The following is a 24,838-nucleotide window of genomic DNA, read 5'->3' on the forward strand; positions in this document are numbered from 1 at the left end:
CCCTAGAACCCAAGGCGCCTTCGGTCCTGCCCTCGTGCGGATCCCCTCCCTACGCGCGGAGGCGGCGGAGTTCCTCTCGTCGCAGCGCCTGCTCGGCAGGGTCCGGAACGGGCAGTGAGGCGAGCAGACGACGGGTGTAGTCGTCTGTGGGTGCTCCGAGCACCTGGGACCCTGGTCCCTCCTCGACGATGTCGCCGCGGTACAGCACGACGATGCGGTCGGCGAGGATGTCGACGACGGCGAGGTCGTGGCTGATGAAGAGCGACGCGAAGCCGAACTCCTTCTGCAGCTCGGCGAACAACTCGAGCACGCGTGCCTGCACCGAGACGTCGAGCGCCGAGGTCGGCTCGTCGGCGACCAGCAGGGCCGGCTCCAGTGCCAACGCACGAGCGAGCGAAGCACGCTGACGTTGCCCACCGGACAATTCGTGCGGGTAGCGGTCACCGAAGGCCTTCGGCAGCTGGACCGCCTCGAGCAGTTCGTCCACTCGGCCGCGGGCAGCACGGGCATCACCGAAGCGACCGTGCACGATCAACGGTTCCGCGACGCACTCAGCGATCGTCAGCAACGGGTTGAAGCTCGTCGCCGGATCCTGGAACACGAAGCCGATCTCGCGCCGCTTGGGAGCGAACTCGCGGTCCTTCACCCGGTTCATCTCCACCCCGAGCACCGACAGTGATCCACCGGTCACCCTGGTGAGACCCGCGATCGCGCGCCCGATGGTGGTCTTGCCGGAGCCCGACTCCCCCACGAGTCCGAGCACCTCGCCCGCGTGGATCGTGAAGTCGACGCCCTTGACGGCTCGGAAGCCGGCACGCCCGAACCGTCCCGGGTATTCGATCTCGAGCCCCTTCGCGACGACGACGGGCTCTCCGAGCTGCAGTTTCGCGCCGCGCTCGACCTCCGCCGGGGCAGAGCTCTTCCCGCGGCCCACGTGCGGCACGGAGGAGAGGAGCTTCTTCGTGTACTCGGCCTTCGGTGCCGAGAAGAGCTCCTGCACGGGAGCCTCCTCGACGATGTCGCCCTGGTACATGACGACGACACGGTCGGCGAGGTCCGCGACGACGCCCATGTTGTGGGTGATGAGGACGATGGCGGTGCCGAACTCGTCGCGGCACCGGCGCAGGAGGTCGAGGATCTCCGCCTGGACGGTGACGTCGAGCGCGGTGGTCGGTTCGTCGGCGACGATGAGACCAGGGTCGAGCACGAGCGCCATCGCGATGACGATGCGCTGCTTCTGTCCACCGGAGAACTGGTGCGGGAAGTAGTCGACCCGTTCCTCCGGCTCGGGGATACCGACGCGCCGCAGGATGTCGATCGCCTTGGCCCGCGCCTCCGCCTTCGAGTAGCTGCCGTGCGCACGCAGCCCTTCGGCGATCTGCCAGCCCACCTTGTAGACGGGGTTCAGCGCGGTCGACGGCTCCTGGAACACCATCGCCGCATCGCTTCCGCGGATGGACCGCAGCTGCTCGGCGGTCGCTGTGACGACGTCCTGCTCAGTCGAGCCGTCGCGCGAGCGCAGCACGACCGCACCCGAAGCCGTCGCCGTCTCGGGCAGGAGGCCGAGGATGGTCTTCGCCGTGACCGTCTTACCCGAGCCGGACTCCCCGACGATCGCGACGATCTCACGCGGGCCCACCGAGAGGGAGATGTCGTTGATCGCCTTCACCGCTCCGGCGTCGGTCGAGAACGAGACGCCGAGCTCGCGGATGCTGACGATGTCGTCGGAGCCGACGCGGTTCGCGCCGGTGTCGGTCGTGCGGGTCATGAGCGATCGTCCTCTCGTCGTGTCTCCAGATCGCTGTCAGCCGCCGAGTCGCTGATGAGGCCGAGCGACTCCGCGTCCTCCATGCCGGCGCCACCGGGGCTGTCCGGGGTCCCGCCGGCCGACGTCATGATGCTCGACGTCTGCGCGACAGCGCCCGACGATGCCCCGACCCGACGACGGCTCCGCCGGCGCGGGTCGGACAGGTCGTTGAGGCTCTCGCCCACGAGCGTGATGCCGAGCACCACGAGCACGATCGCGAGACCGGGGAACACCGCGGTCCACCAGATGCCGCTCGTGACGTCGGAGACCGAGCGGTTGAGGTCGTAGCCCCACTCAGCCGCTGCTGTCGGCTCGATACCGAAGCCGAGGAAGCCGAGGCCCGCGAGCGTGAGGATCGCCTCGGAGGCGTTCAGGGTGATGATCAGCGGGAGCGTCCGCGTGGAGTTCCGCAGGACGTGACGGAACATGATGCGCGAGCTCGAGGCGCCGATGACCTTCGCAGACTCGACGAACGCCTCGCTCTTGATGCGCACGACCTCCGACCGGATCACCCGGAAGTACTGCGGGATGAACACCACGGTGATGGAGATCGCCGCTGCGAGGATGCCACCCCAGAGGCTCGACTGCCCACGGCTGATGACGATCGACATCACGATGGCGAGCAGCAGCGATGGGAACGCGTAGATGGCGTCACACACGACGACGAGGACGCGGTCGAGCCAGCCGCCGAAGTATCCGGCGACGAGGCCGAGCAGGACGCCCGCGAAGATCGACAGGATGATCGCGCAGACGATGACGAACAGTGCCGTCTGCGCACCCCAGAGCACACGCGACATGACGTCGTAGCCGCCGACGGTCGTGCCGAGCAGGTTGATCGCGTTCGGCGGTTGCTGTGTGCCGAACGAGCCGTCGTCGCCGCGCAACTGGTTGAAGCGGTACGGGGCGAGGATCGGCGCGAAGATCGCGATGAGGATGAACACGCCCGTGACGACGAGGCCGATGACGAGCATCGCGCGCTGCAGACCGACGGACTGCCGGAACTGCTTGACGACAGGGAGGCGATCGCGAAGCGGGCGCCGCGCCGGTGCGGTCTGCACGGCGTTGGTGGCAGGGTAAGCGGTCATGCTCAGTACCTCACCCTCGGGTCGATGATCGCCGCGATGATGTCGACGATGAAGTTGGTGAGGGCGACGATGACGGCGAGGAGCGCCACGATGCCCTGGACGGCGACGAAGTCACGCGCCTTCAGGTACTCGCTCAGCATGAATCCGAGCCCCTTCCATTCGAAGGTCGTCTCCGTGAGCACCGCACCGGCGAGGAGCAGTGCGATCTGCAGACCGATGACGGTGATGATCGGGATGAGCGCGGGACGGTAGGCGTGCTTCGTGACGAGTCGGAACTCGCTCACACCGCGCGACCTGGCGGCGTCCACGTAACCGGAGCCGAGCGTGCCGATGACGTTGGTGCGGACGAGCCGCAGGAACACACCCGCGGTCAGCAGCCCGAGGGCGATGGCCGGGAGCACCGCGTGCGAGAGGACGTCGCCGATCACCGCCGGGTCGCCGAGGCGGATCGCGTCGATCAGGTAGATGCCGGTGGGGTTCGGGAGCGTCTGGAGCGTCAGCTCGGCGCCGGTGCTGGCCCTGCCGGCGACCGGCAGGACGCCGAGCCACACCGAGAAGACGAGCTTCAGCAGCAGGCCGGCGAAGAAGACCGGGGTCGCGTAGCTGAGGATCGCGAAGACGCGGAGCCCCGCGTCCTGCCAACGGTCGCGGCGGGCTGCAGCGAGCATACCGAGCGGGATGCCGACGATGAACGCGACGATGAGCGCGTAGAACGCGAGCTCGAGCGTCGCCGAGCCGTACGTGAGCAGCACCTCGATGACCGGACGGTTGTCGGAGATCGTGGTGCCGAAGTTGCCGACCGCGATCTGCCCGAGGAACTCGAAGTACTGCACGAAGAGCGGCCGGTCGTAGCCGGCGGCGGTGATGCGCTCGGCGAGCTGCTCGGCCGGAAGCCTGCCGCCGAGGGCTGCGGTGATCGGGTCACCCGTCAACCGCATGAGGAAGAACACCATCGTGACGAGGATGAACACCGTCGGGATGATGAGCAGGAAGCGGATGACGAGGTACCGCCAGAGTCCGCCACCTCCGGAACTCTTGCCCTTCGGGCTGACCGCGGCGCCCGGCGGCGTGTCGACAATCGTCATTGCAGTGGATCCTCCTCGATCACCGACTCTGTGGAGCCCGGACAGACGATCGGGGCGGCTCTGTGGAGCCACCCCGATCGCGACGTCCGACTCACTGTAGTCGGATATCAGTTGGTCAGGCTACTCAGCCCTTGCTGATGGGTGCGTAGCGGAATTTGAACGAGGCGTCGAGGACGGTGCCCTCGATGTCCTTGCCGACGACAGCGACCTGAGAGCCCTGGAGCAGCGGGATCGTCGACAGGTCGGCGGCCTCCGTGTCCTGGATCTGCTCGATGATCGCCGTCCGGGCTGCGGGGTCCGTGGTGGAGCGCTGCTCGTTGATGAGGTCGTTCACCGCGGGGTTGTCGTAGTGGTTCGACAGGAAGTTGTCCGTGGCGAAGAACGGCGTCAGGTAGTTGTCGGCGTCGGAGTAGTCGGGGAACCAGCCGAGCTGGTACGCCGGGTACACGTCCGTCGTGCGGTCCTTCGAGTACTGCACCCACTCCGTCTGCTGCAGGTCCACCGCGAACAGGCCGTCGGCCTCGAGCTGGTCCTTGATCGCCGCGTACTCGTCGCCGGAGCCCGAACCGTAGTGGTCACCGTTGTACTGGAGCTTCAGTGCGACCGGGACGGTCACACCTGCCGCCTCGAGGGTGGCCTTCGCCTTCGCGGCATCCGGACCGCCGTCGCCGTCGCCGTAGAGGCCCTTGAGGGACTCGGTGGCACCGGTCAGGCCGGCCGGCACGTAGGAGTAGAGCGGCGTGTAGGTGTCCTTGTAGACGCTCTTCGCGATGGCAGCACGGTCGATCAGGTCGGCAGCCGCCTGGCGGACGGCGAGTGCCTTGGCCGGGTCGGCGTCGGCCGTGGTCGCGCCGTAGGGCATCGTGTCGAAGTTGAAGACGAAGTAGCGGATCTCGCCACCTGGGCCGTCGACGATCTTGACGTTGTCGTCCTTCTTCAGGTCGTCGATGTCGGTCGCCGAGAGGCTGCGCGACGCGACGTCGATGTTGCCCTTCTGGACGTCGAGCTTCATGTTGGACTCGTCGGTGTAGTACTTGACGTTGACGGCGTCGTTCTTCGCGGCACCGAGGAGACCGTCGTAGTCGTCGTACTTCTTGTACGAGATGAGCTCGTTGAACTTGTAGCTCTCGATCGTGTACTGGCCGGCGAACGCCTTGCCCTTCACGATGTCGGCGTCCGGCGTGAGCTCGGTGGCCGAGAAGACGTCTTCGTCGACGATCGGGCCGACGGGGCTCGAGAGCACCTGCGGGAAGGTCTGGTCGTTCTCGGTCTTCAGCGTGAAGACGACGGTGAGGTCGTCAGGAGCGTCGGTCTTCTCGAGGTTGCCGAGCAACGACGACGGTCCGTTGTCGTCCGCGATCGCGAGCTGGCGGTCGAACGTGAACTTCACGTCCGAGGAGGTGAGGTCGTTGCCGTTGGCCCACTTGAGGCCTTCCTTGAGCTTCACCGTGTACTCGTTCGGCGAGGTGAACTCGGCCGACTCGGCGATGTCCGGCTCGACGTCCGGGCTGTTGTACGGGGTGTTCACGAGGAACGGGAAGACCTGGTTCATGACGGCGAAGGAGCCGTTGTCGTAGGATCCGGCCGGGTCGAGCGTCGTGACCTTGTCGGTCGTGCCGATGACGATCGTTCCGCTCGCTCCGCTGCTGCTCGAGCTGCCTCCGCCGGCGGCGCAGCCGGCGAGCGCGAGGGCGGTGACGGACAGGCCCGCGAGCGCGACGGCGCCCTTACGGAATCCACTACGTGGGGATGACATTGATGTCGACCTCGTTTCTGTGTAAGAGACGGCACGGCTGTGTGCAGGTTCTTTCGTGCCTGTAGAGGATTACAGCATGCTCCGAACAAATCCCTCGAACGCAGACGACTTCCGGTGCGCATTCGTTACACGCACGAAACGTGCACATCTGGTATCACGGGCGCACAGAGGCGCTGAAATGAGGATGCGCTACGCAACACCGTCGTTCTTCATGCTGGGCGTTGGCCGCCTCGGATCGCGGACACAAGGTCCTCCGCAAGAGCAGCGGCAGAAACCGCGACCTGCTGCGGATCCCCTGCCAGAAGCTCGGCACGCCCAGCCATCGCGGCCCCGACCGCCTGTGGTCCCGCGGCGAACAACAGCTCAAGGTAGTCGAGCGCCTCCGAAGCCACCTCCGCGGAGAGCTCGTCCTCCAACGTCGCGCAGAAGGATGCTGCCAGCTCTGACGTGCGAATCGCTACGAGAATCCGATAGATGTCGTGAGCATCCTTGTCTCGAAGACGAGTCGATTCCGGCTGCGCGGCACCCGCCGCGTACGCGCGTTCGCCGAGCTTATGCAACTTTGCTACCAACAGACCTGCTGGACCTGCGACTCGGATCTCCGCAGATCGCGCATCGGCCGGATCCAACGCTGACACGATGAGGACAGCGTTGTCGACGAGAGCTCCCTCGAGTCCGCGAGTACGCCGAGCGGCACGCCGGTCGTGCGGTGGCATCGTGACGCTTCTCGAACCACGGCCTGCGATCCTCTCCGGGACCATCAGGTCGACCGGCACACCTCGTGGACTGAGCCAGGCTCCTGGCTGGCCGTTTGGGTCCCGATCGAATCCGCCACGCACCATCGCCTCCTCCACAAGGGGATCGTCTGCAAGGCCGCGGAGGTCAAGGGCAAGGTCGCTGTCCTTGGTCGCTTCGGCCAATGCGACTGGTGCTTGACCCGTGTGAAGGTAGATCGCCTGAGCGCCGACGAGGATGACTGACTCGCGATGCGCGTCCAACGCCTCCATCGCATCAAGCAACGCTGATCGAGATTGCTTCAGGAGATCATCGTCGCCATGCATTTGGGTTCCCTTCCATCCAGTTCATCAGCTCAATACCTTCCGACGGGCTGCGGCCTGGGCCGGACAGGAGGTCGGCCGCCGCCTGACTCTGCGTAACGATCCGCAGCCCAGCTACATCCAATGCGCCCTCGTAGACGATCCGAGAACGGGGCTCCGCCAACACGACGTTCGATCCAGCAGCCATCTCCCGCAGCCCGAGCTCCTCCGCAAGTTGATCGATGTCATCCGTGTAGAGCATCGCCAGCCGAAGATCTGCATAGGGTGCAAACGGGGCCGCCGCGATCGAACCCGTGGCAGCGTACGGAGTGGCCACACGACTTCGGAGGTCAGAGATGATTGTCCCCACCCCTCTTGGCTGAAGGAACGTCCTCGTCCGATTCACCTCAGCGAATGGTGCGTCGTCCGCCCACCTCACGAGTAATTGGCGCCAGTCGACACGGACGATCGGCCCGCGAGGTTCACGCTCGATGAGCAGATCCTCCGCGAAACGATCGACGAAACGATACGCGGTTGGAAGGGACACCCCTGCCGCATCAGCAACCTCTTGGACGCCGAATGGGGGGATGTGATCGACCAGGCTCCGGACAACTTGCGCGGCAGCCTGCCCAGCCAAGGACCCGCTCGGGCGACCTCGTCTTCGCCAGGGGTCTCGACGATGCGCCATCTCGCACGATGACGATGAGTGGCGATACAGAGCTGATCCAGATGTTGCCCGTCGCGTCCACGTACGACACGTTCTGTCGACGCAGGTCCTCCCGCACGGGCTTGGCCAAGTACCGGGCGACAACGATACCCGGACGCGCATCGTCGCGGGCTTCAGCATCGATCGCCGACGCCAGATCACGCCGTGTCGGGCTGGACAGGAATAGCACAGGGAACCGCGCGACCTGCTCCGAGTCGAACCAGAGTTCAAGCTCGACATCATCGGACGCAAGCGGCGCACTGTCGACGCTGATCATGACCGTCCACCGAGGCGGAAGCTGCGAGAGCAAGACGCTACGCGCTGCGCGAAGAGCTTCGACGTGCGTCCTGGGTTCTTCCGGTAGCTGGGCCGTCATAACGCTTATGCTACTTCTAAAGCACCCGACGTAGAAGAAGAATTATCTTTAGAAGCTGTCGGCTCAGTCGTTGATGGCGGCGTTGGCCGCCTCCTGCGCCTTCTTCAGTCCGTCGGCGACACTCAACGTGCCGGCGAAGACCTCCTTGAGGATCGGGTCGTACGCGGCCAGACCCTTCGCGTAGTTCCGACCCGTCGGCGGGGCGATCGTCTTCGCGTCGTCTGCGATCACGTCGAAGAACGGCTGGACGTCGACGTCCTCGCCCTTCCAGTAGTCGAAGTAGTCCTTCTGCGCGCCCGTGACCGCGGGGACGGCCGCACCCTCTGCACCGATGAACGCGTTGCCCTCGGTGCTCCCCATCCAGTCGAGCACCTTCGAGACGGCGTCCGGGTGCTCGGTGGTGGCGTTGCCGGCTGCCGCGATGCCGTTGGTGACACTCACCGCGCCCGCCGGGCCAGCGGGCAGCTCGGCGACACCCCAGGGGAAGTCGGCGCCGTCGTGCACGGCCTTCAGGCTGTAGAGACCCGACTGGAACATCGCGACCTTGCCCTGCAGGAAGGCGTCTCGCGCGAAATCGCCGTCGGCGTTCGTGGACGCCGCCGGTGGAGCGACCTGGGCGCCGTTGATCGCGTTGACCAGGTAGCTGACGGACTCGGCCGTCTTCGGGTCGTTGAAGGCGAAGTCGTCGCCGTCCTGGTACTTGCCGCCGTTGGAACCGATGAACGGCAGGAGGACGGCCTGCAGGTCGTAGCCGAGGCCGGTTCCGTAGGTCCCGGGCGCAGCCGGATTGAAGCCCGGCTGATCCGCCGCGACCCCTGCGGCATCGCGGGTGAGCTTCTTCGCGAGCGGCAGGAAGGTGTCCTTCGTCGCATCGGGGGACCAGGTGGCTTTCGCGAGATCGGCAGGCTTCACGCCCGCCGCGTCGAGGAGGTCGGTGTTGTAGTAGACGGCGATCCCGGCGTCGGACAGCTGGGGGACGCCCCACAGCTTGTCGTCGCGGGTGAACTGCTTCACGACACTCGGCGACCAGGCCTTCGAAGCATCATCGCCGAGCGTCTTGTCGACGTCGAGCAGGCTGCCGCTGTCGGCGTAGCCCGCGAGGTAGGAGTTGTTCAGCCAGAAGATGTCCGGGGCGGTGTCGGCCGCGACGTCGGTGCGGAGCTTGGTCCAGTAGTCGGCCCATTCGACGACGTCGACTCGGACCCGGATGTCCGGGTTCTCCTTCTCGAACGCGGCGAAGGAGGTCTCGTACGCATCGGCGACACTTGCATCCCACAGCCGCACGGTCACGGTCGTCCGCTCGGCTGAGCTGGTCGCGCAACCGCTGAGGAGCAGTGTCGTGGCGGCGGCGATCGCGATGGGGACGTGACGCTTGTGCATGTGAATCCTTCGTTCCGTGAACCTTGGGGAGGCTAGCAGCTCAGGCTGAGCAGCACATCTCCACCGATCGGAGCCGCTTTCCGGCCACCGGACGTGACCGCGGCGGATCATCCGTGGGAGCCGCCGAGGGTCGCCGTGAGTGCGGCATCGAGATCGGCGATCAGATCGTCGCGGTCCTCCAGCCCGACCGAGAAGCGCAGGTGCCCGAGCCGCCGGAACGGCTCGGGGTAGGCGGCCACCCGCGGGCCCGCCGTCCCGACATGCACGATGAGCGACTCGTCGTGGCCCAGCGAGATCGCCGAGGTGATGACGCGGAGCTTCGCGACGAACCGGTTCTGCGTCTCGGCGTCGCCGTCGATCGCGAAGGCCAGCATGCCGCCGGCACCGTGCGCGAACTGCCTCGCCGCGACCTCGTGCTGCGGGTGGGAGGGAAGGCCCGGGTAGGCGACGAACGCGACACGGGGGTCTGCCTCGAGCCAGCCGGCGAGCGCCGTCGCCGTCTCCACATGGCGCTGGATGCGGAGCGAGAGGGTGACGGAGCCGCGCATGATGAGCCAGGCGTTGAACGGGGAGATGACGCCGCCGACGTCGACCATCGCATCGGACTTGATCGGCTGGACGAGAGCACGCGAGCCGATGACGGCGCCACCCATCGCGTCGCCGTGGCCGTTGATGTACTTCGTGAGGGAGTGCACGACGAGGTCGGCGCCGAGGGCGAGCGGGCGCAGCAGCGGTGGCGGCGTGAAGGTGGAGTCGACGGACAGGAGCGCGCCGGCCTCGTGGGCGACGGAGGCGATGGCCGCGATGTCGGTGACCTTGGTGGTCGGGTTCGCGATGGCCTCGACGTGCACGAGCCTCGTACCGCCGCGCCCGCCTGGACTGACCGGGCGGATCGCCGCGCGCACGACTTCCGGATCGGCGGTGTCGACGAAGGTGGCCTCGATGCCGTACTTCTCGGGCAGCAGCTCGGTGAAGAGCCGGAAGGTCGCCTCGTACGTGACGTCGCCCACGACCACATGGTCGCCCGAGCGGAGGTGCGTGAAGAACACGGCGTGGAGCGCGGCGACCCCGCTTGCGAGCACCACGGCGTCCTCACCCCCTTCGAGCGCTGCGAGCTTGTGCTGCAGACCGAGCTGGTTCGTTCCGGAGTTGCGCGTATAGAGAGGGACGTCGGTGCCGGACCAACTCACCCCGGAGGGGTCCTCCGGGAGTGCGTAGGAGTTCGCCATGACGATCGGGGTGCGGATGGCCCCGCCTGCCTCATCGACGGCGTTCCCCGAGTGCACCGCCTGCGTGCCGAAGCCGATCGTCGTGCTGTCCCGCTTGTCCGGCCGCCCGGCTTCCGCCCGCTCGCTGCGCTCACTCATCCCCTCACCCTAGGCTCGCGACCGCTCTCCTGTCGTGAGTGTGACGGGGTGAGGACCGACCGGGGGTGCCGGCCTGCGTGCTGCTAGCGGGACTGCCACCAGCCGAGGAGCCGGCGCGCGGCCTCCTCCTCGCCGAGCAGGCCCTCATCGAGGCGGAGTTCGAGCAGCCAGCGGTAGGCCTCGCCGACCTCGCGGCCGGGCGCGATGCCGAGCACCTCCTGGATGCGGTTGCCGTCGAGGTCGGGGCGGACGGAGTCGAGCTCCTCCTGCTCCTGCAGCTCGGTGATCCGTTGTTCGAGGTCGTCGTAGGCGAAGCCCAGTCGGTCCGCCTTGCGACGATTCCGTGTCGTGACGTCCGCACGCACGAGCATGTGCAGACGTTCGAGCAGCGGGCCGGCGTCCCGGACGTAGCGGCGCACGGCCGAATCCGCCCAGACGCCCTCCGAGTAGCCGAAGAACCGCATGTGCAGTTCGACGAGGCGGGCGACGCCCTTGATGGTGTCGCCGTCGTAGCGCAGCGCGGTCAGGCGCTTCTTCGCGAGCTTCGCGCCCACGAGGTCATGATGGTAGAAGGTGACGGCGGCACCGGGGCCGGTCTTCTTCGTCGCCGGCTTGCCGATGTCGTGCAGCAGAGCCGCCCACCGCAGCACGAGGTCCGGTGCTTCGCCTGGGTGCCTGGAGTGTTCGTAGCCGATCGCCTGCTCCAGCACGGTGAGCGAGTGCTGGTACACGTCCTTGTGGTGGTGGTGCTCGTCGGGTTCGAGGCGCAGCGCCGGCAACTCGGGCAGGACGATGTCGGCTATGCCGGTGTCGACGAGCAGTTCGAGTCCGGCGCGCGGCTGGTCGGTCGCGAGCAGCTTGCCGAGCTCCGCCTGGATGCGCTCGGGGCTGACGATGGAGATCGTCTCCCGCCGCTCCTCCATCGCCTCGATGACGTCGTCCGTCGGTGTGAAACCGAGCTGCGACGTGAACCGAGCGGCTCGGAGCATGCGGAGCGGGTCGTCACCGAACGACACCTCGGGAGCGCTCGGGGTCCGGAGCAGCCGCGCGACGAGGTCTTCGACACCGCCGGACGGATCGACGAGCGTCACCGCCGGCACCCGCAGCGCCATCGAGTTGACCGTGAAGTCACGACGGCGGAGATCGTCTTCGAGGGTGTCGCCGAACGCGACGACGGGCTTCCGGGTGACACCGTCGTAGGCGTCGGCGCGGTAGGTCGTGATCTCGACCGTGTCCGTGTGCTCGACGCCTGCCTCGTCGACGACGGAGACCTTCGCGCCGATCGTGCCGAAGTCGCGACCCACGTCCCACCAGGCACCCGCGATGGGCTTGAGGACGGCGAGGATCTGATCGGGTGAGGCGTTCGACGTGAAGTCGAGGTCGCTGACGATCCGGCCGAGCATCGCGTCACGCACCGGACCGCCGACGAGGGCCAGTTCGTACCCGGCTTCGGCGAACTCCGCTGCGACCCGCGCGACCACGGGCGACGAGGCCAGGTCCTGCAGGCGCACCAATGATTCCGCCACGCTCACCATGGGATCAATCGTAGCCCGAGGTCGCCGGAGGCCCGGTCGATGTCAAGCTGCGAGTGGATTTGGGCGACGGCCGTACAATAACGATGACCCCAACCCCAATCAGACCAGAGGTGGACACGATTACGAACGAACTCGACGACCAGCGGAACACCGGCAGCACCCACGCTCCGGCAGCCTTCACGAACACCCCGAAGGTCTCGAGTCCGCCAGAACTCGCGTTCAGCACGCCTCCCGAACTCGTCCTCGTCACCCACAGCTCCCGCACGCAGCGGTTCGAGCGCGACGACGTCGTCCAGCGGAAGGGCGTCTACACCCTGCTCAACGGTCACCTGACCCCGCAGCAGTCGATGATCGAAGACCTCCTCGCCGTCGCCGACGCCCTCGACGAGGCCTCGATCGAGTACCTCCTCATCCGTGGCGAGCACGACCGTCCGGCGATCGTCGTCGATCGTTCGCTCCGCAAGCGTGTCCAGGCCGCGCTGGCCGAGGCGTTCGCCGACGAACCCTTCTACGGTGTGCCGCTCAAGGCCCAGATGTCCGGAGTGAAGCCCGCAGGCGACCCGCGACTCCTGTCCGACGGCCTCTTCAGCGGCGCCCGCAAGGCCGAGGTGTTCCGCCTCTACCGCCCTCGGATCGAGCCGCTCGGACGCCTCCGCTACGGCATCGAGACCGCGTTGCAGCTCGAACTGTGGCGGTTCGGCGACGAGGAGATCACCGCACCGGTCGAGAACGTCCTCATGCGCACCGATCTGCCGCGCTCCGAAGCCGTCGAGACCACCGTCGAACGGTACGGCCGGAGCTGGCGCACGCTCGAGCACATGTTCGGCGCACTCGCCAGCGACGTCACCTTCGACATCGACCTCGTCTTCTCCTGGGTCGACGGCTCCTCCGAGGAGTTCCAGCGCGCCCGCGCCAAGCGGATGCAGAGCTACGTCGTCGGCGACGGCGACGACTCGGACGCCCGCTTCCGTCAGATCAACGAACTGAAGTACGCGCTCCGGAGCGTGCACACCTTCGCCCCCTGGATCCGGCGCATCTTCATCGCCACGGACTCCCCCGCACCGGAATGGCTCATCGAGCACCCCAAGGTGACGATCGTGCGGAGCGAGGAGTTCTTCGCCGACCTCGACGCCCTGCCGACCCACAACTCGATGGCTGTCGAGAGCCAACTGCACCGCATCGACGGCCTCTCGGAGCACTTCCTCTACTCCAACGACGACATGTTCCTCGGCCGGCCGATCAGCCCGGAGTTGTTCTTCTCCCCCGGTGGCATCAGCAAGTTCGTCGAGGCGACGACCCGCATCGGGCTCGGCGCCAACGACCCGTCGCGCAGCGGCTTCGAGAACGCCGCACGCGTGAACCGACGACTCCTGCACGAACGGTTCGGTCGCGTCACCACGCGCCACCTCGAGCACTGTGCCGCACCGCTCCGCCGCAGCGTCATGGCGGAGATGGAGCAGGAGTTCGCACCCGAGTTCCACGCCACCTCGCACAGCGCGTTCCGGGCCGCGGACAACATCTCGGTGACCAACTCGTTCTACCACTACTACGGCCTCATGACCGGGCGCGCGGTGCAGCAGACGCAGGCGAAGGTCCGGTACATCGAGACGACGCTCAAGCAGTCCCTCCACCAGATGGACCGGCTGCTGAAGCGACGCGATCAGGACATGTTCTGTCTGAACGACGGCAGCCGACCCGAGATCTCGGTGGAGGAGCGCACCACCGCGGTCATCGACTTCCTCGACCGCTACTTCCCGTTCCCGGCGCCGTGGGAGCGTGAGGTCGCGATCGCAGGCGCCCTCGACGTCGAGCCCGCGCGGCTCAGCTAGCACCTCGACAGGCGCGGCGACCGGGTGGGCTCCCCCTGGGATGCCGGCTCGGCGAGCGTTGTCGAGGCGCCTAGACGAGGACCGTCAGCGGCATCGTGAGCGGCGGCTCCGGGTGCACCGGGACCGTCTGCGACTCGGGCAGGACGATGCCGTCGAGCTCCAGCAGGCGTGCGCTCGTCGCCGCATCGACATAGGCGAGCGCGGGGGTCTCGCCCAGCGGAACGACGGAGTGCAGCACCGTGTCACCGTAGACGTGCACGAGGTTGAAGGCCCGGGCACCGTCGCGTCCCCGGGTGCCGCCGACGGGCACGTTGAGGTCCTGCGTGTAGCAGGTGGCCGAAGCGACCGAGACGAGGATGCCCGCGAAGGTGGCGGTGGACGAGTAGTGCAGGTGTCCGGCGATGATGCTGCGCACGTCGGAGCCTTCGAGCACCTCTGCGAGCTTGGCCTGGTCGCGGAGCTCCACGCTCACGGCCAGGTCGAGCACACTCGGGACCGGCGGGTGGTGCATCGCGAGGATGGTGCCGTGCGGAGCGTTCGTCGACAGCTCCTCGGCCAACCAGTCGAGCTGCTCGTCGGAGACCGCGCCGTAGTGGTGCCCCGGGACGCTGGAGTCGAGCGTGATGACCCGCAGGCCGTTGATGTCGTACACACGGTCGACGGGGCGTGTGGTGGGCACCTCGCCGAACAGTCCTGCGCGGAACGCCCGGCGGTCGTCGTGGTTGCCCATCACCCAGATGACCTGCGAGCCGAGGCGCTCGGCGACCGGTTCGACGATCTCGCGGATGCGGTCGTAGGCGTCTGGCTCGCCCTTGTCGGCGAGGTCACCGGTGAAGACGATCGCCTCCGGACGCCCGCCTGAGGCTTCGAACTCCTCGAACAGACGCCGCAGGTACGTCTCGCTGTCGACGGTGCCGTACAGACTCCCGCCGCCGGCGAGCAGGTGGGTGTCGCTCACATGGAGCAGGAAGTGATCGGGCCTCGGGTACTCGGCCGTGCGAAGACTCACGTGACAACTCTCGTTCGAGCGATGCACTCCGAACCGCATCGCAGCTGTTGCACCATCTGACCAGAGGATTCTGAACGACAGCGGAACGCCACGCTACGACACGGGAAACCCGTGCACAACAACATGTCGCCATCTGTGACGAAACCCACATCGAACCCGGATCGCTCGTCCGGGCCCAGCGACCCCCGTGGCGTCGGGGCCGTGGTGGATGATGTCGTCATGCCGTACGTCGACGACGACGGGTCGCCCCTCCGGAGCATCCGTCTCACCCAGATCCCACCCACCGGACGCCTGTTCCACCTGGACCGACGCATCGGCTTCCAGGAGCACACACCGGACGGGCCGGTCGTCTGGGCTCCGTCGCACGATCCGCGCGAACCCGCCGTGCCGGGAAACAGCACCGACCTCGCCTCCGTACCGGGCGTGCTGTGGAGCTTCGTCGGCAGCTACGGTCGGCAGAGCGCCCCGGCGATCGTGCACGACCACCGGTCAGCGCTCGCCTTCACGCGCCCCACCGAGGAGGCGCTCGTCCAACGGTACGAGGACGACCGTCAATTCCGTGTCGGCCTCCGCCAACAGCGGGTGCCGCTGTTGCGCGCGTGGCTCATGTGGGCCGTGGTCTCCGTCGACCGATACGTGCGACACCGCCCGGCTGTCGCGGCGTTGATGGTCGCGCAGTCGGTGCTCGGCGTCCTCGCGATCTGGGCAGCGACGATCGGCACGGTCACGCCGGTGTTCGGCCGACCGGATCCGGCCTGGCTCGCACTCGCCATCACGCCGGCGGTCGCCGCCGTCTTCTGGCGCGAGGAACGTCGGCTGCTCATCTGGTTGCCGGCGGCCGGCGCACTGCTCGGTCCGCTCCTCATCGTCCAGCTCGCCGCAGTCGGCGCATTCCGCCTGATCGAGCTGATCGTCCGTGAGACCATCGACCGCCCGTTCATCGACGACGCCCCCGGCCCGATCATCACTCAGACCGCTCGGTGACGACGCTGCGCTCGTCTCCTCCGAGACCTGCTGTCACCGGAAGTTCTTGGAAGAGTCAGTCTCGTTCGGGTGCCCGGTGACTGCACGCATGATGTGGACGACACCGGCAGCCTTGGCTTTTGGATCTGGCGGCTGGACCGCGTACCAGAGGCGTCCACCGTCGGTGACCTTGTACTGCCACTGCTCAAGCTGCTTCCCGCTGACCGTCGCCGTGCCCAAATCGCCTCTGAGTCGATAACAGCGATCGGGATCGTATGCGGTGGGGTGTTCGGTGAGGTAGTCGTACGCGTCGCGGAGCGCGTTCTTCGCCGTGGCCCGAAGATCATTCCAGCCGCGAGAGGCATCAGTGGCCCCGAAGACGATTTCGTATTCACCTGAGGTGACAGGACGAGGGACGAGGGCACCACGCTTACCCACTATGGGCGCTCAACCGGTACCGACTCGGACAGGAGCTCTTCAGCGCGAACGGGTCCAAGACCCGACGCGTACGCGGCTGCAGTCTCCTTCCATTCTGTCTGCGCCCGAATCAACCGTTCGAAGATACCCAGCTCGCTTGCCGAGTAGACGAGATCCTTCATCTCTTCCGCGTAGCTCTGAACCTCTGCATCACTGAACTCAGCCGTCCACGCGAAGAGTTCCCGCACGCTTGCCACAGCGTCTCCACCATGTCGAGCGAGGGCGAGGAACAAGCGACTGGACAGGCGAATACCCTCTTCCTGAACGTCGTGATCGTGCCCCCGAAGGATGACCAGGTCGTCGCCATCTCTCCGCGTGATGCGAACCTGGCCCTCATCGATGTGCTTGAGCACCTCTCTGGGCTTCCGGAGCAATTCCGTGAACGTTGCAGTACTCATATGGCCATCGTACATCAGATAAACATCTGATCTGACCGTGACCAGGGCCGCTCAGGCGCCCGGGAGTGTTCCCAGACCGTCGACGACGGGGATCGCCGCCAGCAGGCGTTGCGTGTACGGGTCCTGCGGATCCGACCACACGCGGTCGACCGGGCCGTGCTCGACGATCCTGCCCGCACTCATCACCGCGACATCGTCCGCGATCACCCGCACGACGGACAGGTCGTGGCTGATGAACAGCAGCGCAGCGCCCGTCTCGACGGCCAGCTTCCGCATGAGCTTCGCCACCCGCGCCTGCAGTGAGGCGTCGAGCGAGGCGATGGGTTCGTCACCGATGAGCAGTTCCGGACCGGCTGCGATCGCGCGGGCGATGGCGACACGCTGGCGCTGTCCGCCGGAGAACTGGTGCGGGTACCTCGCCCGACTGGCGGCGTCGAGTTCGACGTGCTCGAGCAGCTGTCCGACGTCCCAGGCGTCCTTCACGGGGTTCACCCGTAGACCGTCCTCGATCTGGCTCCCGATCGTCCGTCGCGGGTTGAGCGAGGCGTACGGGTTCTGGAACACCATCTGGATGCGCAGCAGCTCGGGGTCGCGTCTGCGCAGGCCGAGCTTGCCGATGGGCGTGCCGTTGAACGTGATCGAACCGCCGGAGGTGGGTTCCAGGCCGCAGACGGCGCGAGCGAGCGTCGACTTGCCGCAGCCCGACTCCCCCACGAGACCGAGCACCTGACGGGGCTCCAGATCGAAGCTCACGCCGTCGACAGCGTTGAGGCTGCCACGGCCGGGCAGTTTGTACGTCACGTGGACGTCGTCGAGGTGCAGCAGCGTCATGACGCCGTCTCCGTTCCCGCATCGGTGCCGGACTCCGGCAGCGCCTCGATGAGCGCCCTGGTGTACTCGTGCTGTGGATCGGTGATCACCTGGTACCGGCTGCCGTGCTCGACGATCTCGCCCATCCGCATGACCGCGATCGTGTCGGCGAGCGCCGACATCACCCCGAGGTCGTGGGTGACGAGGATGATCGCGATGCCCAGATCGTCACACAGCTTGCGGAGCAGGCGGAGGATGCCCGCCTGCACGGTGACGTCGAGCGCAGTGGTCGGCTCGTCGGCGATGAGCACCGACGGCTCGCACATGAGCGCCGAAGCGATCGCGATGCGCTGCAGCTGGCCGCCCGAGAACTGGTGCGGGTACTTCCGCAGTGCCGCCTCGGGGTTCGGGACGGCGACCAGCCCCAGCATCTCGAGCGCCCTCGCACGACCCGCCGCCTTCGACGCCCCGGTGTGATGCCGGTAATGGTCGATCAGCTGGGCCTCCACCGTGAGCATCGGGTGCAGGCTCGCAGTGGGGTCCTGGAAGATCATCGCGATCTCGGTACCCCGGTAGCGGTTCATGGTGCGCTGCTTGAGACCGACGAGCTCCGTGCCGTCGAAACGGATGCTGCCGCCGAGGTCAGCGCCGGCGGGCAGCAGTCCGCAGATCGCGAGGCCCGTCATCGTCTTGCCGGACCCGGACTCGCCCGCGAGCCCGGTGATGCGGCCCGCCGGCACGTCGAGGTCGATGCCCCGGAGGATCTGTCTCGCGGCGGCACCACGGCCGAAGCTCAGGGTGAGCCCCTGGATGGCGATGCCTCCTGTGGAGCCGTCGGCAGTGCCGTGCGGCGCTGACGCCATGTCGTTTCCTCTCGGGTCTGTCCCGTGCCGGGCGGTCACAGCGCGCGCCCCTGGACGGCTTCCTGCGACCGGGGGTCGAGGGCGTCCCGCAGCGCGTCACCCAGGAAGTTGAACGCGAGAACGACGGTCAGGATCGCGAGGCCCGGGAAGACCGCGATCCACCAGGACGAGAAGTTCTGCACGCCGTCGGAGACCATCGCACCCCAGTCGGGCGTCGGTGGCACCGCACCGAGCCCGAGGAAGGACAGACCCGACAGCAGGAGGATGGCGGTGCCGACGTCGAGCGTCGCGAGGACCACGACGGGAGAGACGACGTTCGGCAGGATGTCCTTGCCGAGCGAGGTGAACGGTCCGTTGCCGAGGAGGCGACCGGCGACGACGTACTCCGCGTTGCGCGCACCGATGACGAGCGACCGGGTCACGCGGGCGTAGGCCGGCCAGGACACGATGAGCATCGCGATGACCGCGTTGGTCAGGCTCGGGCCGAGAGCCGCAGCGATCACCATCGCGAGGATGATCGTCGGGAACGCGAACACGAGGTCGGCGATACGCATGATCGTCTCGTCGAGCGCCTTGCCGAAGTACCCCGCGATCGCGCCGAGGAGCGAACCGATCAGCATCGCGAAGATCACGAGCATGAGCGCGAGCGGGATCGACACCTGCGCACCGCTGATGACACGCGACAGGACGTCGCGACCCACCTGGTCGGTGCCGAACCAGTGCTCGGCACTCGGCGCCTGCAACCGGTCGAAGTCCTGCGCGAGGGGATCGAAGGGCCGGATCCACGGCGCGAGCATCGCGACGAGCAGCCAGAAGACGACGATGACGCCGCCCGTGATCGCGAGCGGTGTGCGCAACTGCTTCGAGACGCGGAAGCGGCCCGTGCGCTTGGTCTGGACGGCGAGCACGTCGGTCATGCCACCCTCACTCTCGGGTCGATGAAGCCGTACAGCACGTCGACGAGGAAGTTCAAGCCGATGTACACGAAGCCGACGATGAGTCCGACGCCCATGATGGCGGGCAGGTCGAGCTTGGTCGCGGCGGAATAGGCATACTCGCCGAGCCCGTGCCACGAGTAGACCTTCTCCACGAGCACCGTGCCCGAGAGCAGGGACCCGAACGCGACCCCGAGCACCGTGATGATCGGGACGAGCGCGCCGCGGAGCACGTATCGGGTGACGACGGTGTGCCCCGGGAGTCCCTTCGCTCGGGCCGCCCGCACATAGTCGAGGTCGAGGACCTCGAGGATCGCCGATCGGGCGAACCGGGTGAGGAGACCGATCGTGTACAGCGCGAGGACCGACGCCGGCAGGATCAGGTGCGAGATCGCATCGCCGAAGGTCGACCACTGCCCGGCGAGGAGCGAGTCGATCGTGTACATGCCGGTCACCTTGGGCGGCGGGATGGCCGCGGGCGAGAGACGCCCGGACCCTGGGAACCAGTGCAACTGCGAGAAGAAGACGAAGTAGACCACGAGCGCGAGCCAGAACGAGGGCACCGAGATGCCGATGAGGCTGACGACGCGGATGACCTGGTCGGTGATGGTCTTCCGGCGGAGCGCAGCCCACATGCCGAGGCCCACGCCGATGATGATCGAGATGACGATGGCGGTGAGTGCGAGCTCGGCTGTCGCCGGGAACGCGCGCCCGAGCTCTTCCGCCACCGAGCCCCGCGTCTGCTGCGAGGTTCCGAGGTCACCGTGCAGGAGGTTGCCGACGTAGGTGAAGTACTGCACCGGCAGGGGCTTGTCGAGCCCGGCGTTCTCGCGGAACTGCGCGACGATCGCCGGGTCTGCTGCGGCCTGCTCGCCGAGCGCCGCCTGCACAGGGTCGGCTGGGACGAGGTTCGTGAGCGTGAAGGTGACGAGCGTCACCCCGAACATCAGCAGGACGGTGAGGCCCAGCCGGATGCCGAGGTAGCGCGCGAGCGGGTGGAGACCCGCTCGCGCGCTCGACGTCGTCGGTGCGACGCTACTTGATTCCGGCAAGGTCGACGGTCCACGTCGGGTTGAGCGGAACCTCGGTGATCGTGGTCGCGGTGACCACGTTCTGAGCCGGCTGGAGGAGGGGGATGAAGGGCCCGCTCGCGTTCTGCGCCGTCTGGAGTGCCTGGTACGCGGCCGCGCGGGCGTCCGTGTCCGTTGCGGCGACCGCGGCAGCAGCCAGGTCGGTCACGGTCGGGTCCGTACCGGCAGCCCAACCGGCACGGAGGCCGACGAGTTCACCAGGGGTGAAGGCCAGGTAGTTGGACGGGTCCGGGAAGTCCGGTCCCCAGTACCAGAGGCCCACGGTCTCCTTGCCGTCGCGGTAGGCGTCGAGCTCGGTGGCGACCGGCGCCGGCGCGAGCGTGATGGTGATGCCGACCGACTTGAGCTGCGCCTGGACCGACTCGGCGATGCTCTGGAGCGAGAGGCCCTGCACCGTGATGTCGTTCGGGAAGTTCAGCGTGACCGCTTCACCCGCGTAGCCGGACTTGGCGAGCGCCGCCTTCGCGGCCGTCGCGTCGAACTGGTTGCCGTCGGCGGCGTCGAGCGCACCGTTGAAGATCGACGGGATGAAGCCGCCGGGACGGACCGAACCGTCGCCGGCGAGGTCGACGATCTTGTCGTAGTCGATGCCGAGCTTGACGGCCTCGAGGAACTTCGGGTTGCTCGTGATCTCGCTGACAGCAGGGTCCTGGTTGAGCATGAGGAAGATCATGTATCGCGATGGGTTCGCGATGATCTTGACCTTCGAGTCGTCGAGCTCCGCCACCTGGTCGGGGTTGAGGTCGAGGGCGACCTGCGAGTCGCCGGCCTCGACGTTGAGCTTCTGCGTCGGACCCTGCACGTTGCGGAGGACGACCCGCTCGTACTCGGGCTTCGTGCCGGTGTACTCGGGGTTCGCGGTGAACACGACCTGCGATGCGGCGTCGAAGGACTCCAGCTTGTACGGGCCGGAACCCGCCGAGGTCGTGTTCAGGAACGATTCCGCTGCGTCGTCTGCGGTCGCCGTTCCACCGTTCTCCTCCACGACCTTCTTGTTGACCACGCCGAGAGCGGGGTTCGGGAGGATGAAGGGGAGCGCCGGGTTCGGCGTCGCCGAGGTCAGGGTCAGCGTCGTGTCTGACGTCTTCTCGATCGTGATGCCGTCGAGGAGGAAGGACGGGTTCCCCTTGACGCCCTGCACCCGCTGGAGCGAGAACACCGCGTCGTCGACCGTGACGTCGGAGCCGTCGGAGAACTTCTTGCCGTCCTTCATGGTGAGGGTCATGACGGTGTTGTCGTCGTTCATCTCGTAGCTGGCGAGGCCGTCGACCGGAGCGGTGACGTCATCTGCGTTGAAGGTGAGGAGCGTCTCGTAGAGCGCCTTCGCGACGATGGAGCCCGTGGTCTCGTACTCGCGGTTGGGGTCGGCGGTCTTGAGGTCGAAGGATGCGTCGACGACGAGCGACTTGCCCGCGCTGTCGTCGGCGCCGCCTGAGGAGGAGCAGGCGCTGAACGCGAGGCCGGCCGCGAGAGCGATGCCGACGGCGGCCATTCCGCGCCGATCGGCGCGGCTGAAGGATCGTGACAAGGTGGTGCTCCCTTTCTGGTTGGAGGGAAGAGCTATCTGGTTGGAGGGATGAGCTGAAAGTAGTGCGATGACAGATCATCCGTCAATCGTCAAGCTGTTACCGAAGAAGAAATGTCTCGATCTTCGGTACGATCTGCCATATTCTCTCCATCAACAGCCAAGAGCACCCCCGAATCTGGACGTTTGGAGCACTCGATGCAACTCGACGACACCCACATCCGCATGCTGGAACTCCTCCGCGAGGATGGGCGGGCATCCGTCGCAGCCCTCGCCGAGCACGTCGGGATCTCCAGGTCGAATGCCTACGCGAGGTACGAGGCGATGCTCCGCGCGGGCGTGCTGAAGGGTGTGCACGCGGACATCGAACCGTCGGCGGTCGGCCTCGGTGTCGCCGCGATGGTGTTCATCACCCTGCGCCAGAGCCAGTGGGCCGACTTCCGTGCGCGGCTGTCCTCGGTGCCCGAACTCGAGTACTTCGCCGTCACCACCGGCGAGCACGATGCGATGATGCTGATCCGCGCTCCCGACGTCGCCGCCATCCATGAGCTCGTCGCCACCCGACTCGCGCAGTGGCCGTCGATCAAGGCGACCACGACCGTGTTCCTCATGGATGAGGAACGCTCCGACGTCTCCCTGCGCATGACGCGTTCCGAGCGCACGAGCGTCGAGGACTCCGGCGAGCGCTTCGGTATGACGCGCTTCGTCCGGACGAGCGACGAGCGAGCGCAGCGGGTTCCGGAGCGGCGCGTCCGCTGAGGCGCCCGACTGATGCCGATCAGGCGGTGACGACCTCCCGGCAGATGCTCACGTGCGCCTGCCCGTCCGGCCCGATGAAGTCCTCGGTGAGGACGAGGGTGCCGTCATCCGCGCGGGAGATGATCGAGGTCGCCTCACCACGTGTCGTCAGCGTGCCGGCCTGGTTGCGGTGCACGAAGGCGATGTCGATGCGCGCATCCGTCCGCACGCCGCAGAACCGCCCGACGGAGACGGTGTCCCCCACGTACTCACCCCACAGCACGCCCTGCGACTCGTGGTAGATGAAGCGGGTCGGGGCGTCGGCGTCGACCACGCTCGCCGACGAGGAGACCATGTCGAACACCTTCGCGTCGAGGTCGAGATCGAGGGACGTGGGCGTGCCGAGCGGGGCGGATCCTGTCATGCCGCCATTGTGCGGAGGCGCGCGAAGGGGTGTCAACCTGTCGGCGATCCGTCCGTTCCGGCAGCCTCTGTTCCGCCTCCTGCCGGACGAAAGATCGGTTTTCGCGGAACCGGACAGGATGTTCCGCCGCAGCGTCCCGAGCAGGCTTGACGAGCTCGCATCCCAGTGCCTAACTGATCACCATGTGTCCAGAGCCCCTGTCCTTCCGCGACCCGCGCACGCAGCCCCTCCCGAACGACGACGCCTTCCGCGAGTACCTCGCCGGCGGATGGGGCGAGGTGGACCGCTCCGTCGACCTCGAAGCGGGGGCCGGGGCGGCCGCCGGTCGTCACCGCGCGATCCTCAGCGAGCGGTTCCGGGGCCGGTGGCTCGTGGTCACGGCGGGTCGCGCCGTCACTCGGTCGAACGACACCGAGTTCCCGTTCCGTCCGGACAGCGACTTCGTCTGGCTCACCTCCTGCCAGGCGGAGGGCGCCGTGCTCATCATGCGGCCCACCGCCGACGGCCACGACGCGATGCTGTACCTCGCCGAACCGGTGGGCCCCGGCGAGGAGGCCTTCTACGCCGACGCACTGCGCGGGGAACTGTGGATCGGCCCCGCTGCCGGACTCACACAGTGGGGCGAAGCGCTCGCGATCGACATCCGGTCCCTCGACAGGCTGGACGACGACCTCGCGGCCGTGCCCTCGGACGCCGCGCTCGCCGGTGCGGCCGAACCGCGCGTCGCCGACCGACTCACGGCCTCGCGCGAACTCCTCGTCGCCCTCTCGGCGGCGAAGCTGGTGAAAGACGAGTGGGAGATCGCGCAGTTGCGGAACGCGGTCGACGCCACCGTCGCCGGTTTCCGTGCCGTCGCCCGCGAGCTACCCGCCGCCCTCGACTTCGGAGGGGAACGCTGGTTGCAGGCCACCTTCGAGCGACATGCCCGCACCTTCGGCAACGGCGTCGGCTACTCCACGATCATCGGCAGCGGCCCTCATGCACCGACACTGCACTGGACGCGCTGCGACGGCCCCGTCCTGCCCGACCACCTGATCCTGATGGACGCCGGCGTCGAGGCGCGCTCGCTCTACACCGCCGACGTGACCCGGACCTTCCCCGCGAACGGGTCGTTCTCCCCCGCTCAGCGCGAGGTGCATGACCACGTCGAACGTGCCCACAGGGCCGCCATGTCCCAGGTCGGTCCAGGCAAGTCGTTCCGGGACATGCGCTCGACGGCATATGAGCGCATCGCGACGAGTCTGCACGATCTCGGCATCCTGCAGGTCTCCGTGGACGAGGCGATGTCGCCGGGCGGACAGCAGCACCGGCGCTACCTGCCGAGCGGAACGGGCCACCATCTCGGCCTCGACGTGCACGACTGCGCCAGGATCGGCGACCAGCACTACCTCGACGACCCACTGCAGCCGGGCTCCGTACTCACCGTGGAACCAGGGCTGTACTTCCACGCGAACGATCTCACTGTGCCACCCGAGCTCCGCGGCATCGGCGTCCGCATCGAGGACGACCTCCTGGTGACGGCCACCGGGCACGAGATCCTCTCGTCCGCCCTCCCGATCACGGCGGACGGCTTGGAGACCTGGCTGCGCGGCTGACCGGCCCGTCCGCACGTAGGGTTGGAGCGTGATCCAGCCCGACGCGC

General features: G+C 67.2%; 22 protein-coding genes. 4 read left to right on the top strand and 18 right to left on the bottom strand.

Translation table 11 applies throughout. The annotated features are described in order from the left end of the window. Positions 1-49: 49 nt before the first annotated feature. The 9 genes from ABMA10_RS21810 to ABMA10_RS21850 form a co-directional block, all read right to left on the bottom strand. Complete coding sequence (locus tag ABMA10_RS21810; RefSeq protein WP_347867770.1) at positions 50-1,768, bottom strand: ABC transporter ATP-binding protein; 1,719 nt, start codon at positions 1,766-1,768, stop codon at positions 50-52. Continuing rightward, complete coding sequence (locus ABMA10_RS21815; RefSeq protein ID WP_347867771.1) at positions 1,765-2,892, bottom strand: ABC transporter permease; 1,128 nt, start codon at positions 2,890-2,892, stop codon at positions 1,765-1,767. Before ABMA10_RS21815 ends, ABMA10_RS21810 begins: the two co-directional genes overlap by 4 nt. Before the next feature lie 2 nt (positions 2,893-2,894). Next, positions 2,895-3,977 (bottom strand): ABC transporter permease, encoded by a 1,083-nt coding sequence (locus ABMA10_RS21820; protein ID WP_347867772.1) that lies wholly within the window; start codon positions 3,975-3,977, stop codon positions 2,895-2,897. A gap of 124 nt (positions 3,978-4,101) precedes the next feature. Beyond that, a complete protein-coding gene (locus tag ABMA10_RS21825) occupies positions 4,102-5,733 on the bottom strand; it encodes an ABC transporter substrate-binding protein (protein WP_347867773.1) in 1,632 nt (543 codons plus the stop codon). A 209-nt stretch (positions 5,734-5,942) separates the two neighbouring features. Further along, positions 5,943-6,794: a GSU2403 family nucleotidyltransferase fold protein gene (locus tag ABMA10_RS21830; RefSeq protein ID WP_347867774.1), complete on the bottom strand. Its 852-nt coding sequence runs from the start codon at positions 6,792-6,794 to the stop codon at positions 5,943-5,945. Beyond that, complete coding sequence (locus tag ABMA10_RS21835) at positions 6,778-7,032, bottom strand: hypothetical protein (RefSeq protein WP_431031008.1); 255 nt, start codon at positions 7,030-7,032, stop codon at positions 6,778-6,780. The genes ABMA10_RS21830 and ABMA10_RS21835 overlap by 17 nt, the downstream gene beginning before the upstream one ends. 883 nt (positions 7,033-7,915) lie before the next feature. Then, positions 7,916-9,232: an ABC transporter substrate-binding protein gene (locus tag ABMA10_RS21840; protein WP_347867776.1), complete on the bottom strand. Its 1,317-nt coding sequence runs from the start codon at positions 9,230-9,232 to the stop codon at positions 7,916-7,918. A 107-nt stretch (positions 9,233-9,339) separates the two neighbouring features. Then, complete coding sequence (locus tag ABMA10_RS21845) at positions 9,340-10,599, bottom strand: trans-sulfuration enzyme family protein (RefSeq protein WP_347867777.1); 1,260 nt, start codon at positions 10,597-10,599, stop codon at positions 9,340-9,342. Between the two features lie 83 nt (positions 10,600-10,682). After that, positions 10,683-12,134 (bottom strand): CCA tRNA nucleotidyltransferase, encoded by a 1,452-nt coding sequence (locus tag ABMA10_RS21850; RefSeq protein WP_347867778.1) that lies wholly within the window; start codon positions 12,132-12,134, stop codon positions 10,683-10,685. An 83-nt stretch (positions 12,135-12,217) separates the two neighbouring features. Here ABMA10_RS21850 and ABMA10_RS21855 point away from each other — a divergent pair, with 83 nt between their 5' ends. Then, entirely contained in the window at positions 12,218-13,963 is a 1,746-nt protein-coding gene (locus ABMA10_RS21855; RefSeq protein ID WP_347867779.1) for a stealth family protein, read from the top strand. Between the two features lie 70 nt (positions 13,964-14,033). Here the strand turns inward: ABMA10_RS21855 and ABMA10_RS21860 are convergent, their stop codons facing one another. Next, positions 14,034-14,972, bottom strand: a complete 939-nt coding sequence (locus ABMA10_RS21860) for a phosphodiesterase (protein WP_347867780.1) — start codon at positions 14,970-14,972, stop codon at positions 14,034-14,036. Between the two features lie 219 nt (positions 14,973-15,191). On the opposite strand from ABMA10_RS21860, the gene ABMA10_RS21865 reads away from it, so the two are divergent. Continuing rightward, a complete protein-coding gene (locus ABMA10_RS21865) occupies positions 15,192-15,956 on the top strand; it encodes a DUF1353 domain-containing protein (RefSeq protein ID WP_347867781.1) in 765 nt (254 codons plus the stop codon). A 33-nt stretch (positions 15,957-15,989) separates the two neighbouring features. Here the strand turns inward: ABMA10_RS21865 and ABMA10_RS21870 are convergent, their stop codons facing one another. From ABMA10_RS21870 to ABMA10_RS21900, 7 genes are read right to left on the bottom strand one after another with little or no spacing between them, the layout of a single operon-like run. Next, entirely contained in the window at positions 15,990-16,373 is a 384-nt protein-coding gene (locus tag ABMA10_RS21870) for a hypothetical protein (protein ID WP_431031009.1), read from the bottom strand. Then, positions 16,373-16,810, bottom strand: coding sequence for a hypothetical protein (locus ABMA10_RS21875; RefSeq protein WP_347867783.1), 438 nt, complete (start codon positions 16,808-16,810; stop codon positions 16,373-16,375). Before ABMA10_RS21875 ends, ABMA10_RS21870 begins: the two co-directional genes overlap by 1 nt. Positions 16,811-16,861: 51 nt before the next feature. Continuing rightward, positions 16,862-17,641: an ABC transporter ATP-binding protein gene (locus ABMA10_RS21880; protein WP_347867784.1), complete on the bottom strand. Its 780-nt coding sequence runs from the start codon at positions 17,639-17,641 to the stop codon at positions 16,862-16,864. Then, on the bottom strand, positions 17,638-18,483 hold the full coding sequence (locus ABMA10_RS21885) for an ABC transporter ATP-binding protein (RefSeq protein ID WP_347867785.1): 846 nt from the start codon (positions 18,481-18,483) through the stop codon (positions 17,638-17,640). Before ABMA10_RS21885 ends, ABMA10_RS21880 begins: the two co-directional genes overlap by 4 nt. Before the next feature lie 35 nt (positions 18,484-18,518). Beyond that, on the bottom strand, positions 18,519-19,400 hold the full coding sequence (locus tag ABMA10_RS21890; RefSeq protein WP_347867786.1) for an ABC transporter permease: 882 nt from the start codon (positions 19,398-19,400) through the stop codon (positions 18,519-18,521). Next, a complete protein-coding gene (locus ABMA10_RS21895) occupies positions 19,397-20,470 on the bottom strand; it encodes an ABC transporter permease (protein WP_347867787.1) in 1,074 nt (357 codons plus the stop codon). The genes ABMA10_RS21890 and ABMA10_RS21895 overlap by 4 nt, the downstream gene beginning before the upstream one ends. Then, on the bottom strand, positions 20,454-22,037 hold the full coding sequence (locus tag ABMA10_RS21900; protein ID WP_431031010.1) for an ABC transporter substrate-binding protein: 1,584 nt from the start codon (positions 22,035-22,037) through the stop codon (positions 20,454-20,456). The genes ABMA10_RS21895 and ABMA10_RS21900 overlap by 17 nt, the downstream gene beginning before the upstream one ends. A gap of 195 nt (positions 22,038-22,232) precedes the next feature. On the opposite strand from ABMA10_RS21900, the gene ABMA10_RS21905 reads away from it, so the two are divergent. After that, positions 22,233-22,793: an Lrp/AsnC family transcriptional regulator gene (locus ABMA10_RS21905; protein ID WP_347867789.1), complete on the top strand. Its 561-nt coding sequence runs from the start codon at positions 22,233-22,235 to the stop codon at positions 22,791-22,793. Positions 22,794-22,812: 19 nt separating this feature from the next. On the opposite strand, the gene ABMA10_RS21910 is transcribed toward ABMA10_RS21905, so the two are convergent. Further along, positions 22,813-23,196 carry a hypothetical protein gene (locus ABMA10_RS21910; protein WP_347867790.1) on the bottom strand — a complete coding sequence of 128 codons (384 nt, stop codon included), beginning with the start codon at positions 23,194-23,196 and terminating at the stop codon, positions 22,813-22,815. A 182-nt stretch (positions 23,197-23,378) separates the two neighbouring features. On the opposite strand from ABMA10_RS21910, the gene ABMA10_RS21915 reads away from it, so the two are divergent. Further along, positions 23,379-24,791 carry an aminopeptidase P family protein gene (locus ABMA10_RS21915; RefSeq protein WP_347867791.1) on the top strand — a complete coding sequence of 471 codons (1,413 nt, stop codon included), beginning with the start codon at positions 23,379-23,381 and terminating at the stop codon, positions 24,789-24,791. Positions 24,792-24,838: the final 47 nt, after the last annotated feature.

The sequence above is a fragment of the Plantibacter sp. RU18 genome, from assembly GCF_050613355.1.
Lineage (GTDB): Bacteria > Actinomycetota > Actinomycetes > Actinomycetales > Microbacteriaceae > Plantibacter.